This window comes from Neisseria sp. CP9, from assembly GCF_047758525.1.
Lineage (GTDB): Bacteria > Pseudomonadota > Gammaproteobacteria > Burkholderiales > Neisseriaceae > Neisseria.
On sequence record NZ_CP180502.1, the window covers coordinates 1,530,068 to 1,545,437 of the forward strand.

Annotated in this window: 17 protein-coding genes; 6 read left to right on the top strand and 11 right to left on the bottom strand. The window is 50.0% G+C overall.

The window, feature by feature from the left end; all coding sequences use genetic code 11:
* Positions 1–183: 183 nt before the first annotated feature.
* The 3 genes from ACMYUL_RS07370 to ACMYUL_RS07380 form a co-directional block, all read right to left on the bottom strand.
* Complete coding sequence (locus ACMYUL_RS07370) at positions 184–1,113, bottom strand: helix-turn-helix transcriptional regulator (RefSeq protein WP_415769689.1); 930 nt, start codon at positions 1,111–1,113, stop codon at positions 184–186.
* 225 nt (positions 1,114–1,338) lie between these two features.
* A complete protein-coding gene (locus tag ACMYUL_RS07375; RefSeq protein WP_415769691.1) occupies positions 1,339–1,995 on the bottom strand; it encodes an NAD(P)-dependent oxidoreductase in 657 nt (218 codons plus the stop codon).
* A gap of 164 nt (positions 1,996–2,159) precedes the next feature.
* A complete protein-coding gene (locus ACMYUL_RS07380; protein ID WP_415769693.1) occupies positions 2,160–3,149 on the bottom strand; it encodes a DUF7021 domain-containing protein in 990 nt (329 codons plus the stop codon).
* Between the two features lie 189 nt (positions 3,150–3,338).
* On the opposite strand from ACMYUL_RS07380, the gene ACMYUL_RS07385 reads away from it, so the two are divergent.
* The 4 genes from ACMYUL_RS07385 to ACMYUL_RS07400 all read left to right on the top strand — a co-directional run bounded on the left by ACMYUL_RS07385 (position 3,339) and on the right by ACMYUL_RS07400 (position 7,096).
* Positions 3,339–4,229 (top strand): LysR family transcriptional regulator, encoded by an 891-nt coding sequence (locus tag ACMYUL_RS07385; protein ID WP_415769695.1) that lies wholly within the window; start codon positions 3,339–3,341, stop codon positions 4,227–4,229.
* Positions 4,226–4,504, top strand: coding sequence for a GIY-YIG nuclease family protein (locus ACMYUL_RS07390; RefSeq protein WP_003764427.1), 279 nt, complete (start codon positions 4,226–4,228; stop codon positions 4,502–4,504). The genes ACMYUL_RS07385 and ACMYUL_RS07390 overlap by 4 nt, the downstream gene beginning before the upstream one ends.
* A 140-nt stretch (positions 4,505–4,644) precedes the next feature.
* On the top strand, positions 4,645–5,475 hold the full coding sequence (locus ACMYUL_RS07395) for a hypothetical protein (protein ID WP_415769698.1): 831 nt from the start codon (positions 4,645–4,647) through the stop codon (positions 5,473–5,475).
* 613 nt (positions 5,476–6,088) lie between these two features.
* On the top strand, positions 6,089–7,096 hold the full coding sequence (locus ACMYUL_RS07400) for an IS5 family transposase (protein WP_415769700.1): 1,008 nt from the start codon (positions 6,089–6,091) through the stop codon (positions 7,094–7,096).
* Positions 7,097–7,159: 63 nt separating this feature from the next.
* Here the strand turns inward: ACMYUL_RS07400 and ACMYUL_RS07405 are convergent, their stop codons facing one another.
* The 6 genes from ACMYUL_RS07405 to ACMYUL_RS07430 form a co-directional block, all read right to left on the bottom strand.
* Complete coding sequence (locus tag ACMYUL_RS07405; RefSeq protein WP_415769702.1) at positions 7,160–8,068, bottom strand: VacJ family lipoprotein; 909 nt, start codon at positions 8,066–8,068, stop codon at positions 7,160–7,162.
* Positions 8,065–8,343, bottom strand: coding sequence for an STAS domain-containing protein (locus ACMYUL_RS07410; RefSeq protein WP_415769704.1), 279 nt, complete (start codon positions 8,341–8,343; stop codon positions 8,065–8,067). Before ACMYUL_RS07410 ends, ACMYUL_RS07405 begins: the two co-directional genes overlap by 4 nt.
* 98 nt (positions 8,344–8,441) lie before the next feature.
* Entirely contained in the window at positions 8,442–9,032 is a 591-nt protein-coding gene (locus ACMYUL_RS07415; RefSeq protein ID WP_045075293.1) for a phospholipid-binding protein MlaC, read from the bottom strand.
* Positions 9,033–9,068: 36 nt separating this feature from the next.
* Positions 9,069–9,566: an outer membrane lipid asymmetry maintenance protein MlaD gene (gene mlaD, locus ACMYUL_RS07420; protein ID WP_415769706.1), complete on the bottom strand. Its 498-nt coding sequence runs from the start codon at positions 9,564–9,566 to the stop codon at positions 9,069–9,071.
* A gap of 50 nt (positions 9,567–9,616) precedes the next feature.
* Positions 9,617–10,393: a lipid asymmetry maintenance ABC transporter permease subunit MlaE gene (gene mlaE / locus ACMYUL_RS07425; protein ID WP_003742846.1), complete on the bottom strand. Its 777-nt coding sequence runs from the start codon at positions 10,391–10,393 to the stop codon at positions 9,617–9,619.
* A 136-nt stretch (positions 10,394–10,529) separates the two neighbouring features.
* Positions 10,530–11,330, bottom strand: a complete 801-nt coding sequence (locus tag ACMYUL_RS07430) for an ABC transporter ATP-binding protein (RefSeq protein WP_003779745.1) — start codon at positions 11,328–11,330, stop codon at positions 10,530–10,532.
* 432 nt (positions 11,331–11,762) lie between these two features.
* On the opposite strand from ACMYUL_RS07430, the gene ACMYUL_RS07435 reads away from it, so the two are divergent.
* Entirely contained in the window at positions 11,763–12,770 is a 1,008-nt protein-coding gene (locus tag ACMYUL_RS07435) for an IS5 family transposase (RefSeq protein ID WP_415769709.1), read from the top strand.
* 487 nt (positions 12,771–13,257) lie between these two features.
* Here the strand turns inward: ACMYUL_RS07435 and ACMYUL_RS07440 are convergent, their stop codons facing one another.
* Positions 13,258–13,713: a four-helix bundle copper-binding protein gene (locus tag ACMYUL_RS07440; protein ID WP_415769711.1), complete on the bottom strand. Its 456-nt coding sequence runs from the start codon at positions 13,711–13,713 to the stop codon at positions 13,258–13,260.
* A 555-nt stretch (positions 13,714–14,268) separates the two neighbouring features.
* On the opposite strand from ACMYUL_RS07440, the gene ACMYUL_RS07445 reads away from it, so the two are divergent.
* Positions 14,269–14,955 carry a Bax inhibitor-1 family protein gene (locus tag ACMYUL_RS07445; RefSeq protein WP_003760551.1) on the top strand — a complete coding sequence of 229 codons (687 nt, stop codon included), beginning with the start codon at positions 14,269–14,271 and terminating at the stop codon, positions 14,953–14,955.
* A 45-nt stretch (positions 14,956–15,000) separates the two neighbouring features.
* Here the strand turns inward: ACMYUL_RS07445 and ACMYUL_RS07450 are convergent, their stop codons facing one another.
* A complete protein-coding gene (locus ACMYUL_RS07450) occupies positions 15,001–15,327 on the bottom strand; it encodes a hypothetical protein (RefSeq protein WP_415769714.1) in 327 nt (108 codons plus the stop codon).
* Between the last annotated feature and the right edge of the window lie 43 nt (positions 15,328–15,370).

Here is a 15,370-nt window from a genome sequence, read left to right on the forward strand (position 1 = left end):
TAAGGCATTGATTAAACGTTATAGTGGATTAACAAAAATCAGGACAAGGCGACGAAGCCGCAGACAGTACAGATAGTACGGAACCGATTCACTTGGTGCTTCAGCACCTTAGAGAATCGTTCTCTTTGAGCTAAGGCGAGGCAACGCCGTACTGGTTTAAAGTTAATCCACTATAATTAAACATCAATCTTCCCGCTTGCGCACCTCCGCGGGCGTGCAGTCGAAATATTGTTTGAACGCCTGCGTGAAGCTGGAAGTGTGTCCGTAGCCACAGCGATAGGCGATTTCGCTGATGCTCTCTTTGCCCGTCGTCAACGCATACAGCGCATATTGCATGTGTTTGTGCCGCAGCCAGTCGCTGACGGTAATCCCAAAATAATCCCGCAGGCGGCGTTGCAGCGTCCGTTCGCTGACGTGCAGCGCGGCGGCGAGTTCCGCCACTTGGTGCGCGCCTTGGTCAAATGCCTGATTCAAACCATGCACAAACCCGTCCCCATCCGACGGGCGAACCGTCCCGCCTGATTTTTCAGACGATGGCGACAACGGATAACGGCTGCAAAAATCGCGCCACAATCCCGCGAGCAACTGCAAAGCATCGGCTTCGCGCTGCAAAACATCGCCCAGACCGTCGCCTTGCGCCGACAGCATCAAACTGTTTTCCACCAAAGCGCGCAATTCATCGCTCAAATGCCAATGCCGCACCGTCTTGCGGTAAACCGCCGGCAACATCGCCGCGTATTGCGGTTGCGACAGCCATTGCTCTATGCCTTTCAACGTGATTTTCGCCGTTTTCTCCCCTTGATAGAGATAACGGCTGAACAAAATCTCCTCCTCCGCAGCAATCAGCACCACCCGTCCGCCGTCAGCCTCAATCTGATAGCGGTTTTGATTGATGGCGAAATCCAAACGCCCCTCCAGCAGCAGGATGAACGAAATATACGGCTCGGCAAGCTGCGTGCTTTGGAAATCCTTTTGCGCGGTCACAGAGCCGCCATGCACGGAAATGCCGCTGTGCAGCGTATCGAAACGGTAATTGCCGCTCAGATAATCGCTGCCGCCGCCTTGTTGTACCAGTCGGACGAAATGTTGGCTGTTTAAAGAGTCTCTTTCCATAAATCATTTTATTTTCAACAGACTGCCGAACACAATAACACCGATTTCCCTTCAGGTAAACTAACACGAAGGTCGTCTGAAAACCAAGTCCACGCCCTTGTTCCCCAAACGCTTCCGATAAAAAAGGGGCGGTCGGTTGCAGCGGGTGATGTAGAGCGAATACAAAAAGGTCGTCTGAAAACCTGATTCTCAAAGTTTTCAGACGACCTTTGCTATGTTTGGCTGTTAAGCGGCGGCAACGGTAAAGCGTTCAAACAAATACGCTTTGTTTTCTGCGTCGTCAGCGATGGCGACCGCCAAATCCGCCACGCTGATGCCTGCCGGAATTTCAGCATCCATCAGCAAATCGTCCTTGCCCAAGCGGTATTTGCCGGTTTTGTCTTCGCTGAACCCGCCGTCCGCGCCCAATCGTGCCGGTGGGGAAACGAAAGACCAGTTCACATCGCGGCGCGGCAGGAGTGCGGTCAAGAGATGGCGTGCGGCATTGGCGCCGTCGTAAATTTCTTTGGGAAAGTCGGGCGTATCGACAACTTGCAAATCAGGTGCGGCATACAGGCTGCCTGCGCCGCCAACGATTAAGAGATACGGCACTTGAGCCGCTTTTGCCGCTTCGACGATGCTGTTTGCGCCGCATGTGAAATCCGCGCCGATATTGGGATTGGTCCAGCCGGGATTGAACGCGCTGACCACGGCGTCAAAGTCTGCCAGCTTGTCGGCGAAGTCCGCCGCGTTGACATCTGCGGAGACGGCGGCAACATTTTGCGCTTGGAACACTTTATCCGTATTGCGCGCGAAAGCGGTCACTTCATGCCCGCGACCCGCCAATTCTTGCACGACTGCGTTGCCGACATAACCTGTTGCGCCGATGACTGCGATTTTCATGTTTGACTCCTTGTTGAAGTGTGATTGATTAGATGAACACATTGTAAGGTCGTCTGAAACGCTTGATAATCCCTGATTTGCTGTTGTTATTATAAAGTTAAACTAAATAATAGGATGAAAAAAGGTTGTCTGAAACGGAGTTTAAAGTTTCAGACGACCTGTTGTCAGTGGATGGATTCGATGCCGGTAATGTTCCCCTTTGAATCAAACGAGACACAGAAATAGTATTCGCCATCGGGTATCAATGCGTCGTCATCATTGTGAAACACGATATCGAAATCCTGATTGAAAAAATCCAATTTTTGCAGCTTTAAGTCTTGGAGGAAGCTTTCCGCCGTCGGATGCGGATTGGGAAAAAATCCGTCTTTGGTGCGGATGCCGTTGTGTTTGCGGATATGTTCGAGCAGGTATGTGTTGAGGGAGGCATAGAGTTGCGTCTGTTGGGCAAATACTTCCGGCAAGCGTTTGAGCGTACCGCCCGCCGGTTTGTCGTCCTCTGCGTTCAAAGACAATTTCACAGGCAGCCCCGCCCATTCCGCCTTGGCTTCGAAATTTTCCATAAATGTGTTTAATCTGAATGTTGCCAGCGGATGGGTAAACAAAACGGGATTCAGATATTCGCGGCGTAGGTTTTCCAATTCTTGATTGTGTACATCGCTTTCGAGTACCTCAACTAAAAGTATATGGCTCAACCACTCGCCTCCGAATGGCTCCCAATCCATGGCTAACTTACTTCGGATACGGTACACAGTCAGTGGCTTGAGTGTCTGAAATGAACAGTTTTTAAAGGGGTTGTTTGCATCGTCTTCCGCCCAGGTCAGCTTGTATACGGGCTGATCCATGAACGTACCGCTTTTAACATGGACATAGCCTAAAATTGGGCAGCTTTTGGCTTGGAATTGTTTTTTGCCGCCACCTATACCTGCGTTAATCCTGAATGTTCCTATTTCAGGGTCGAAATCCGAAGTCAAAACCAGCATTTCTTCCGATTCGTTGGCGAATAAGTCGGCATAAACCGCCGTATTCAAATTCAAAGCCGCCAAACGCGCACGCTCTTGTTCATCTTCGGCAGAAGGGCCGATACCCAAAAAGCGCAGCAGGCGCGTCAGTATGCCTTCGCGTTTGACGCGGCCCGATTCGTCGAAAGAAGCCATCATAAAATCCTTTTAAAATGTGAATATCAATTGGCGGTATACCTGAAAAAGGGTAGATATGCAAATGGCGATAAACGAATATGGCTCAACCGCCCAATCAGTTCCACGCCGATTTATTGTCAGCACTATATAATCCGCAATATTGCCAACAGGTCGTCTGAAAACCCCGATTCCAACCCGGTAAACACCATGCAAGACATCAAACCCCTGCTTGTTTTCGCCGCCGTCCTCGAACACGGCAATATGAACGCCGCCGCTGCCGCGCTGGGCATGACCCCGTCTGCCGTCAGCCAGCACATCAATCGCCTCGAAACCCTGCACGGCATCAAGCTGTTAAACCGCAGCACGCGCAGCCTTGCGCCGACCGATGCCGGCCGCGCTTTGGGCGAATACTGCCGCCGCCTCGCCGCCACGCTTACCGATACGCGTACCGTTATCGACAATCTGAAAACCGAACCCGTCGGCGAATTGCGTATTTCCCTGACTTCCACCGTCATCGAGTCCCGCGCTTTTCAGACGGCGTTTTCACGATTGCAAGCCGAGTTTCCCAAAATCCGCCCCGTCCTCAATTTCAGCGATGCCTTGGACGACCTGCAACACAGCCAAACCGACATCGCCATACGCGGCGGTGACCGCGCTTTGGACGATCCCAATTTGGTTGCGCGTCATCTCGTTACCTGGCCGTACACCATTTGCGCCGCGCCCGATTATCTCGACCGCCATCCGCCCATTACCCATCCCTCGCAGCTTCACGCCCACCGCTGGCTGCACTTCCTGCCCGTCCGCACGACCTTGCAATACGGCGGCGAAAGCTATTTCCTCGACGTCGCCGACAGCATGGCCTGCACGCATCTTGCCGCCGTGTGCAGCCTGACCGAAAGCGGTTTCGGTTTGTCTTTGCAAGTGGGCGGCGAAGTTCGGGAAAAAATCGCCCAAGGTTGTCTGAAAACCGTTTTGCCCGAGTGGACGCTGCCGCCGGTCAGCCTCTATTTGGTGACGCCTTACCGCGTCCAGTCCGCCAAAACCGAAGCTGCCGTCCGTATCTTCACGGAAAGTTTCGCCAAGGAAGCAGACGCATGAACGCGGAAAATTGGCGCGTTTACCTGATTCTGTGTGAAAACGGCGCGCTTTACTGCGGCATCAGCAACCGCCCGCAAGAGCGGTTCGCTGCCCACCTCGCCGGCAAAGGCGCGAAATACACGCGTCTGAACAAACCGACGGCGATGCGTATCGTTTCAGACGACCTCTCCAAAAGCGAGGCGCTGAAACGGGAAATTACCATCAAAAAACTGACGGCAGGGAAGAAGCGGGAATTGTGGGAAGCGGCGGCGGGAAATGCGGTTGCTTTAGAATAGCGGGTTTTGCCGCAAAATAGGCTTATGTCGGTAAGGGAAGAAACTTCTGAGGATGAGTAGGTAAAAATTCATATTGAATGTTATCATTCTTCATATCTTAAAGGGCTTGAGCCAAAATGAATGGATATTTAAGGAAAGATATGATTTTTTCTCAACTCAACCGCGCAATCTTATTCGTGTTTTCACTCACGGCTTTGGCGGCTTGCCGCGTCGAACCGGCAGCTTCCCAAGAAACACTTGCTGATCAAAACAGCAAAAAAGAGTCTGCCATATCGTCCCAAAAAACCGACAAGGATAAGTGCTACATCAATTATCCTAAGGAACAGAAGCATTTGGCAGAGGCAGAATGTTTAACCTTGCCTATTTCATCTAAAACCTGGTTTCAATCCTACCCGAGACAGTCAAATGGCTTTCTGGATTTGAATAAGATTAAGGCACCAAAGGATGTTAAAGAATATATATATGCTGTTCCAACAAGTGTCCCCGAGCATGCAAAAGTTTTGGGTGTGATTCCTTATAATGATTCATTTGCATGGCTTGTTGTTGCCATTAATGGAGAGTCGGAAGAATCTGAAGGAAATAGCATTGTTGAACAAGAATATGTTATCTATCTGGTCAATAGAAAGGATGGAAGCATAGGTCAAGACCATACCGGTCTTCCAGCTTTAGGCTTAATAGAATTGGTATATGAATCATTCTATGACAATAAAAACTTGTTGCGCCCGCCCTTCAATTTTAAAAAAATAGATGGAATACTGAGTTACCATGTAGCAGATACCTTGTCCTTGAAGCCACAGGGAAAATGTGTGATGGAATTTGAACTCAGCAAGGAGTTTGTATTAAAAACAGATAGGGTCTGCTATGAATTTCATCAGGGTAAAAAATCCATATCTTCTACAGATAAGACGATTTGGAAGCTAAATCCGGAAAGTATGAAATTTGAAGATCAAGAAATTTCTTCAGAAAATTAAAAGCCGTATCACATTAATATTTTGGATTGATTGGAATCTGCCTCAAGGCGGATAAGTTTGTCATCCGCATTAAACTGAAAATACACGGATGGCGGGTGTGCAGAGTCTGCATAGTTGTTTGACTTTGAATGATTGAGCCACCCTGAGAGGTCGTCTGAAAACGGGTATTCAATGAATGGGAAATAGGAATTTCCGTTGAAGTCGATATTTCAGACGACCTTTTTGTAACGGTCATTCTGATTTTATAGTGGCTTAACTTTAAACCAGTACGGCGTTACCTCGCCTTAGCTCAAAGAGAACGATTCTCTAAGGTGCTGAAGCACCAAGTGAATCGGTTCCGTACTATCTGTACTGTCTGCGGCTTCGTCGCCTTGTCCTGATTTAAATTTAATCCACTATATGCTGCGGGGCAGGCTTGGTAGTGAGTCGCGCAAGCAGACTTATGATTCTCTAAAACGGCATAGAAAAAGGTCGTCTGAAACCCTGAAATGAGGTTTCAGACGACCTTTTGCATGGAAACCGGATTAATCGTTTGCCGCATCATCGGCTGGAGACCTTTGCAAAATTCCCCAAAATCCCCTAAATTCCCATCAAGACATTTAGGGGATTTTCCATGAGCACCTTCTTCCAGCAAACCGCACAAGCCATGATTGCCAAACACATCGACCGCTTCCCACTATTGAAGTTGGATCAGGTGATTGATTGGCAGCCGATCGAGCAGTACCTGAATCGTCAAAGAACCCGTTACCTTAGAGACCACCGTGGCCGTCCCGCCTATCCCCTGTTGTCCATGTTCAAAGCCGTCCTGCTCGGACAATGGCACAGCCTCTCCGATCCCGAACTCGAACACAGCCTCATCACCCGCATCGATTTCAACCTGTTTTGCCGTTTTGACGAACTGAGTATCCCCGATTACAGCACCTTATGCCGCTACCGCAACTGGCTGGCGCAAGACGACACCCTGTCCGAATTGCTGGAACTGATTAACCGCCAACTGACCGAAAAAGGCCTAAAAATAGAGAAAGCATCCGCCGCCGTCATTGACGCCACCATTATTCAAACTGCCGGCAGCAAACAGCGTCAGGCTATAGAAGTCGATGAAGAAGGACAAGTCAGCGGACAAACCACACCGAGTAAGGACAGCGATGCCCGTTGGACAAAGAAAAACGGCTTATACAGACTCGGTTACAAACAACATACCCGCACCGATGAGGAAGGCTATATCGAGAAACTGCACATTACTCCCGCCAATACCCATGAGTGCAACCACCTGTCTCCTTTGTTGGAAGGCCTAACCGAAGGTATGACCGTCTATGCCGACAAAGGCTACGACAGTACGGAAAACCGGCAACATCTGAAAGAACATCAGTTGCTGGACGGCATTATGCGCAAAGCCCACCGCAACCGTCCGCTGACGGAAGCACAAACCAAACGCAACCGATATTTGTCGAAGACCCGTTATGTGGTGGAACAAAGCTTTGGTACGCTGCACCGTAAATTCCGCTATGCCCGGGCAGCCTATTTTGGTCTGCTCAAAGTGAGTGCGCAAAGCCATCTGAAGGCGATGTGTTTGAACCTGTTGAAAGCGGCTAACAGGCTAAGTGTGTCTGTTGCTGCCTAAAAGGTGGCCCAGATGCCTGATTATCGGGTATCCGGGGGGGATTAAGGGGATATTTGGGTAAAATTAGGAGTGATTTGGGGGAGAGAAATAGACGAAAACCTGTGTTTGGGTTTCGGCTGTCGGGGGAAGGGCTTTTTTGCAAAGGTCTCGGCTGGTGTTACCGGTTTGGATAGGGGTGTATAAATAAAGGTCGGCAGTTTCGCCTGCAGAGGTATTGGAGGCATCTGCCCCGGCTTCGGCAGGCAGATCGCTGTCCACCAATTCGTCGATGTCGATATTGTCATCTTCGCCTTGCGGTAATGTCCCGCCGGTTTGGCGGCTGCGCACTTTCATGTAGAGGTCACGGGTGTAGCTGTATTTGTCGATGGCGGCGTCTTCCAAACCGTCGGTCAGGTCAAGCAGGGCTTCGCGGGTGTTGACGATGTTCAAGCCGGTGGTGCTCCAGCGGCCTGCGGGGGTGTGGAACACGGCGCTTTTGACGGGATAGACGGTGGTAATGGCGTTGCCTGCGGTGTCGCGGACGGTGGAAGGGCCGAGCAGCGGGACAACGAAGTAGTTGCTGTTTTTCCAGCCCCATGTGGCGAAGGTGTCGCCGAGGGTGTTTTTGTTGTCGGGAACGCCGCCTGCTCCTGCGACGTCAATCAGGCCGCCGAGTCCGAAGGTGGTGTTGATGCCGACGCGGACGAGGTCTTCGCTGGCGCGTTTGACATCGAGACGTAAGACGTTGCTGCCGAAGCTGACGACGTCGCGCAGGTTGTTGAAGAAGTTGCTGACGCCGGTGCGGACGGGCTTGGGCGTTATCTTGCGGTAGCCGCGTGCGACGGGGGCGAGGACGTATTGGTCGGCCTTGTCGTTGAATTTGAAGATGGCGCGGTTGTAGCCTTCGTAGGGGTCGGCGGGGTTGTTCTCGGCAAATGCGGGGGTTGAGGCCATGCCGATGAGGAATAGGAGTGAAGCGGTGGTTTTTTTCATGGGTTTAACCAGTCTTTGATTTCGTAAAGCTCGGACAGGGTGCGCACGGATTCGGGTATGCCTTGCAGGGTGATGTTTCCGTCCGGGCGGCGCAGTGCGTCAAGCAGCAGGGACACGCAGGCAGAATCGGCGCGCCCGACGCCGCTCAAATCGACCGCACGGGTATCTTTCAGACGACATTGCTGTCTGAAGCGGGTAAAGGCGGAGGCGGTCAAGGTTTTGACGGTTACGTCACCGCTGATGTGCAGCGTACCGTCGCGAAGTTCGGTTTGCATGGCTGTCTTGTCAACTTAATCTTGGATGATAAAACCTGAAGGTCATGGTGTGCGAAAGCCATGTCGTCTGAAAACGGACGGCATGGCTTGTCTTTGCATTATTTGCTGCCGTTTTTGGCTTTCAGCTCGGCAATCAGTCCGTCCACACCTTTGGCTTTGATGGTTTCGCCGAATTGGTTGCGGTACACGGTTACCAAGCTCGCGCCTTCGATGGCGACGTTGTAGGCACGGTATTTGTTGCCGCTTTGATAGGTGGTGAAGTCCATGTTGACGGGTTTTTGACCGGGTACGCTGACTTCGGCGCGGACGATGATTTCTTTGCCGCCTTTATTGACAACGGGGTTGTCTTTGACGTTGACGTTAGCGTTTTTGAATTTCAACATGGTGCCGGAGTAGGTGCGGATCAGCAGGGTTTGAAATTCTTTGGTTAATGCTTGTTTTTGCGCGTCAGACGCGGTGCGCCAAGGGTTGCCGACTGCCAGCGCGGTCATGCGTTGGAAATCGAAATAAGGAATCGCATAGGCTTCGGCTTTTTGGCGGGCGGTGTTGGCATCGCCGTTTTTTAAGATGCTCAATACTTGAGTGGCGTTTTGACGGATTTGGTTCACTGCGTCGGCAGGGGCGGCAACCGCCATGCTGATACTCAAGATACCGATGCTCAGTGCGCTGATGAAAGAGGTTTTTTTCATGATTAAGTGTCCTAGTTTGAATATGATGGTGTACGTTTATTTGGTGGCTTTTGCCGCATCGTCGCCGCCTGCCGCGTTTTTCTCGGCGAAGCTGGTCATGAATTTACCGATCAGGTTTTCCAGAACCATGGCGGAGCTGGTAACGGAAATGGTATCGCCTGCGGCAAGATTCTCGGTGTCGCCGCCTTGTTGCAGGCCGATATATTGTTCGCCCAACAGGCCGGAGGTCAGGATTTGCGCGGAAACGTCGCTGCTGAACTGATATTTGCTGTCCAAATCGAGGCGGACTTTCGCTTGATAGGATTTCGGGTCAAGCTCGATAGAGCCGACACGTCCGACCAATACGCCCGCGGATTTGATTGGCGCGTTGGCTTTCAGGCCGCCGATGTCGCTGAAATCGGCATATACGGTATAAGTCTTGCCGGAATTGCCGAATGCCGCGCCGCCCGCCACGCGGAAAGCGAGAAAACCGACCGCTGCCACGCCGAGCAAGACAAACAGTCCGACCCAAAATTCCAATACATTCTTTTTCATTAAAGTTCCTTGAATATCCAATGTTCTTTGTTTCGTTTTCAGACGACCTGTCATTCCGTAAACATCAATGCGGTCAACACAAAGTCAATCGCCAAAATCGTCAGGGCGGACGAAACCACCGTGCGCGTGCTGGCGCGCAAAATGCCTTCCGAGGTCGGTACGCAGTGGAAGCCCTGATGCACGGCAATCAGCGTTACCGCCACGCCGAACGCGGCGGATTTGATCAGACCGTTGATTACATCGTAATGGATCGTGATGTTGTTCTGCATTTGCGACCAGAAAATGCCGCTGTCCAAACCCAGCCAAGTCACGCCGACCAAATACGCGCCGTAAATGCCTGCCACGTTGAAAATCGAAGCCAACAGCGGCATGGAAAACACGCCCGCCCAAAAGCGCGGCGCAACCACGCGGGCGACAGGGTTTACCGCCATCACGTTCATCGCTTCGAGCTGTTCGGTCGTTTTCATCAAACCGATTTCACTGGTCATCGCACCGCCCGCGCTGCTGGCAAACAGAATCGCCGCCAATACCGGACCCAGTTCGCGCAACAGCGAAGCCGCGACCATATAGCCCAAAATATCGGCGGATTTGAATTTCGACAACTGCGTATAGCCCTGCAAACCCAAAACCATGCCCACGAACAGCCCTGAAACGGCAACAATCAACACCGACAGCACGCCGGCAAAATACACTTGGCGCACGCTCAGGCGCGGACGGACGAAAGCTGTACCGGATTTCGCCAGAATGTTCAGCAGAAACAGCGTAATACTGCCGAGAGATTGAATAAAGCCGAGGGTTTTCGCCCCGACGGAACGGATAAAATTCATAGGTTTCCATTACGGATTAACGGGTTTCAGACGACCTTTTAGGATGATGATGGGTCGTCTGAAAAATAATTTCGGCTTCAGGCAACAACGGTTCAAACATTTCAGACGACGTCTGCAAACCGAGGTCGTCTGAAAACTACCCAAGCAAATCTTGCTGCAACGACGTTTGCGCCGGATAGCGGTATGCTACGGGGCCGTCTGCCAGCCCGCCGACAAACTGGCGCACCCAAGGCGAATCCAGTTCGCGCATTTCCTGCGGCGAGCCGGAGAACATAATTTCGCCGTGCGCCAAGAAAATCACCTGATCGACGATTTCCAAAGATTTTTCAATGTCGTGTGTCACCATAATGCTGGTCGAACGCAAAGCCTTGTTGACGCGGCTGATCAAGTGGGCAATCACACCCAAGGAAATCGGATCGAGGCCGGTAAACGGCTCGTCGTACAACATGATTTCAGGGTCGAGTGCAATCGTGCGGGCAAGCGCGACGCGGCGCGACATTCCGCCGGACAGTTCGGACGGCATCAGGTTTTCCACGCCGCGCAGACCGACCGCGTTCAATTTCAACAAAACCAAATCACGGATAACTGCTTCCGGCAGGCGCGTGAGTTCGCGCATCGGAAAAGCGATATTGTCGAACACAGACAAATCGGTAAACAGCGCGCCGTGTTGGAACAATACGCCCATGCGGCGGCGGTGTTCATACAGTTCGTCAGCCGAAAAGCCCGCCAAATCACGTCCTTCAATCAAAACCTTACCCGACTGCGGATGAATCTGGCCCGTAATCAGCCGCATCAGCGTGGTTTTGCCGCTGCCCGAACCGCCCATCACGGCGGCGAAGTTTCCTTGGGGAATGCTGAAATTGATATTGTTCAGAATCGGACGGTCGCCATACGCGAAGGCAACGTCTTTCATTTCGATGAAGGGTACGGAACTCATGAAAGGGAAGATAAGGCGGGATGTATTTTAATTACTTGCATTGTAAAGCTTATCAAGGTGTCGGGCAATTTTCAGACGACCTTATCAAGAAAACGTCTGTTAAGAAGCGTGAAAATCATGTGTTTTGCAGAAATTTTAAGACCATTGGGATGGTTAAGATTGGAATCTTGCAACCTGTTGTCTTCATTTCAGAACGGGCGCGTTACAGAACTTAATAATCCTAAACATACCGTTTTTCGCCGGCGCGTGAAATTTTAAATTTATGGCAAAATTTGTAGGCAAAGACACAACATTCTATAGTGGATTAAATTTAAATCAGGACAAGGCGACGAAGCCGCAGACAGTACGAGACCTTTGCAAAAATAGTCTGAGACCTTTGCAAAATTCCCCAAAATCCCCTAAATTCCCACAAAGACATTTAGGGGATTTCCCATGAGCACCTTCTTCCAGCAAACCGCACAAGCCATGATTGCCAAACACATCGACCGCTTCCCACTATTGAAGTTGGATCAGGTGATTGATTGGCAGCCGATCGAACAGTACCTGAATCGTCAAAGAACCCGTTACCTTAGAGACCACCGCGGCCGTCCCGCCTATCCCCTGTTGTCCATGTTCAAAGCCGTCCTGCTCGGACAATGGCACAGCCTCTCCGATCCCGAACTCGAACACAGCCTCATCACCCGCATCGACTTCAACCTGTTTTGCCGTTTTGACGAACTGAGCATCCCCGATTACAGCACCTTATGCCGCTACCGTAACTGGCTGGCGCAAGACGACACCCTGTCCGAATTGCTGGAACTGATTAACCGCCAACTGACCGAAAAAAACCTAAAAGTAGAGAAGGCATCCGCCGCCGTCATTGACGCCACCATTATTCAAACCGCCGGCAGCAAACAACGTCAGGCCATAGAAGTCGATGAAGAAGGACAAGTCAGCGGCCAAACCACACCGAGTAAAGATAAAGATGCCCGTTGGACAAAGAAAAACGGCCTTTACAAACTCGGTTACAAACAACATACCCGTACCGATGAGGAAGGCTATATCGAGAAACTGCAGATTACCCCCGCCAATACCCATGAGTGTAACCATCTGTCGCCTTTGTTGGAAGGCATTGCCGAAGGTACGACCGTCTATGCCGACAAAGGCTACGACAGCAAGGAAAACCGGCAACATCTGAAAGAGCATCGGTTGTTAGACGGCATTATGCGCAAAGCCTGCCGCAACCGTCCGCTGACGGAAGCGCAAACCAAACGTAACCGGTATTTGTCGAAGACCCGTTATGTGGTGGAACAAAGCTTCGGTACGCTGCACCGTAAATTCCGTTATGCGCGGGCAGCCTATTTTGGTCTGCTCAAAGTGAGTGCGCAAAGCCATCTGAAGGCGATGTGTTTGAACCTGTTGAAAGCGGCTAACAGGCTAAGTGTGCCTGTTGCTGCCTAAAAGGTGGCCTGGATGCCTGATTATCGGGTATCCGGGGAGGATTAAGGGGGTATTTGGGTAAAATTAGTGGATATTTGAAACGAAAACAGCCGAAAATCTTTGTTTAGGTTTCGGCTGTTGGGGGAAAAGGAATTTTGCAAAGGTCTCAGTCTGTTAACGAAATTTGACGCATAAAAATGCGCCAAAAAATTTTCAATTGCCTAAAACCTTCCTAATATTGAGCAAAAAGTAGGAAAAATCAGAAAAGTTTTGCATTTTGAAAATGAGATTGAGCATAAAATTTTAGTAACCTATGTTATTGCAAAGGTCTCAGAGTACAGATAGTACGGCAAGGCGAGGCAACGCCGTACTGGTTTAAAGTTAATCCACTATACAAACAAAACTTACATTTCAATTCAATTTGTGAAAGTCCTCCCATCCAAAACAAACCGGTCTGCCTGCAAAACAAAGTTTGTTTCACAGACAGACCGGTGATTAACTGCGTCAATTAAGCAGCGATTTTTTCGCACTCTTTGATGCAGGCAAGGCAAGACTCATAGCATTGTTTGCATTCTGCGTGGTGACCGACGTGTTGTTTACACGCGGCGGAACATTGTTTGCACGCTTCAATGCAGACTTTTGCCAAAGATGGAGTCAGCGGAGAGTTTTGGGCGGCAAGGTTTTGCAGCGCGCCGCACAATGCCAGCATTTGGTTGACACCTGTTGCGCAATCTTTCATGGAAGTATCGCCTTGGCTCAGCAGTCTGATGCAGTGTGCCAAACAGATTTGACCTGCTTCAACACAGTGGGCAGCCGCTTTTCTGGCTGCTTCATAGGTTTTGGACGCAGTAGCAGGGGCAGCGTGTGAATGGCCTTTATGGTCATGATGTCCGTGGGCGCGGGCGAATGAAGCGGCAGCTGCCAAAGAAACGGCTGTACCACCCAAGAATTGACGACGGTTCATACTGTATTTCCTTATGTAATCATTGATATGAAGTGAAACATAACGAATCGCTAAAAATTTGGATACGGCAGTTTTCTATACATCATTGATGTCGTTTGAAATCAGCCGTTTATGAAATTTTGAGCGATTGCACTACACTTACCGCCGCAATCCTATCATTCAACGGTTCGACAGACAATAAATCGAAAGTTGATAAATAATCAATGAAGTTATTTTATTTCTGATGTTGTTTACACAGCCTGAAACCAGCTCTGTTCAAATTTGCTATGGCAAATCATTAAATTCCAAAATCCATTATCTTGCAGAAGTTGGTTTTATCCGGTTTTGAAGTAGTGGGAATCAAATCAAACGGTAAAAAGGGGTGGGCAAAGATTCGGTATCGGTTTCAGAAGCAGTCTTTTATGTAAATTTATGATTGCGACACTTTAAAATGCTTTGAACGCTACCACTTATCCTCAAACGGCGACGTAGGCATATTTTTATGCCCAAGCCAATAATTTGCTGATAGAATCAGGACTCTTTTTGTTTTCACACATTTTTTCAGGAGCAAACGCCATGCGAAACGACGTTTACGACTATCCTCTTGCAGGACAAGTTTCCCAAAACATTGTCTTGCAAAAAACTTACCGCCTGCTGGGTTTGTCTTTCATTCCCGCTATTGCCGGCGCATTTGCCAGCAGCGCTTTGAACCTAAACCTGTACGCTATGTTCGGCGCACGCTGGATGGGTTTTGTAGCTGTATTGGCATTCTTCTACGGTATGATTTTCCTTATCGAGAAAAACCGTTACAGCAATACGGGCGTTGTCTTGTTGATGATTTTCACCTTCGGTATGGGTGTGTTGATCAGCCCGTTGCTGCAATATGCGCTTGCTATCCGTAATGGTACTCAAATCGTAGGTGTCGCCGCAGCCATGACCGCCGGCGTATTCTTTACGATGGCAGCTATGGCGCGCCGCACAACGATGAATATGAACTCGCTCGGACGCTTCTTGGCAATCGGCGGTGTGGTTCTGATGATTGCAGTGGTTGCTAACTTCATTCTGCAAATTCCGGCTCTGAGCCTGGCGATTTCCGGCGCGTTCGTTGTGTTCAGTTCGCTGGTTATTATGTGGCAGGTGCGTACCGTGATTGACGGTGGCGAAGACAGCCATATCAGCGCGGCCCTGACCATTTTCATCTCGATTTACAATATTTTCAGCAGCCTGTTGCGCATCTTGTTGGCATTCACCAGCGACGATTAATTGCTTAGGTTCTGATATCGAGGTCGTCTGAAATCTGAAAAGGTTTCAGACGACCTTTTTTATATGCGTAGGTTTAGGATGTGTGGATTCGTTTTGAATCAGATGGGCAATCATGCGGCGGTTCGTCAGGAGGTAGAAAGCTGATTGGCTTGGTGCTTGGTGGGGTATTAAACATTGCTGAGAAGCAAACTTGATGGGCTGCATTTGGGAAGTTAAAGGTTTGGCTAGAGCTTCGATGTTTGAAAAAATGTTTGCTTCAAACTTGTACAACGTAATGCTGTATTGCTTGAAGTTAGCTAGTTGAAGGCGCATCATTGAGTTTTGCTCTGGTGAAAAAAACGCGGTTCCCGTTGATGAGAGGCGTTTCATCATAAACGGCGTCGTTTTCAGACGACCTTTTTGACCAATATAAAAA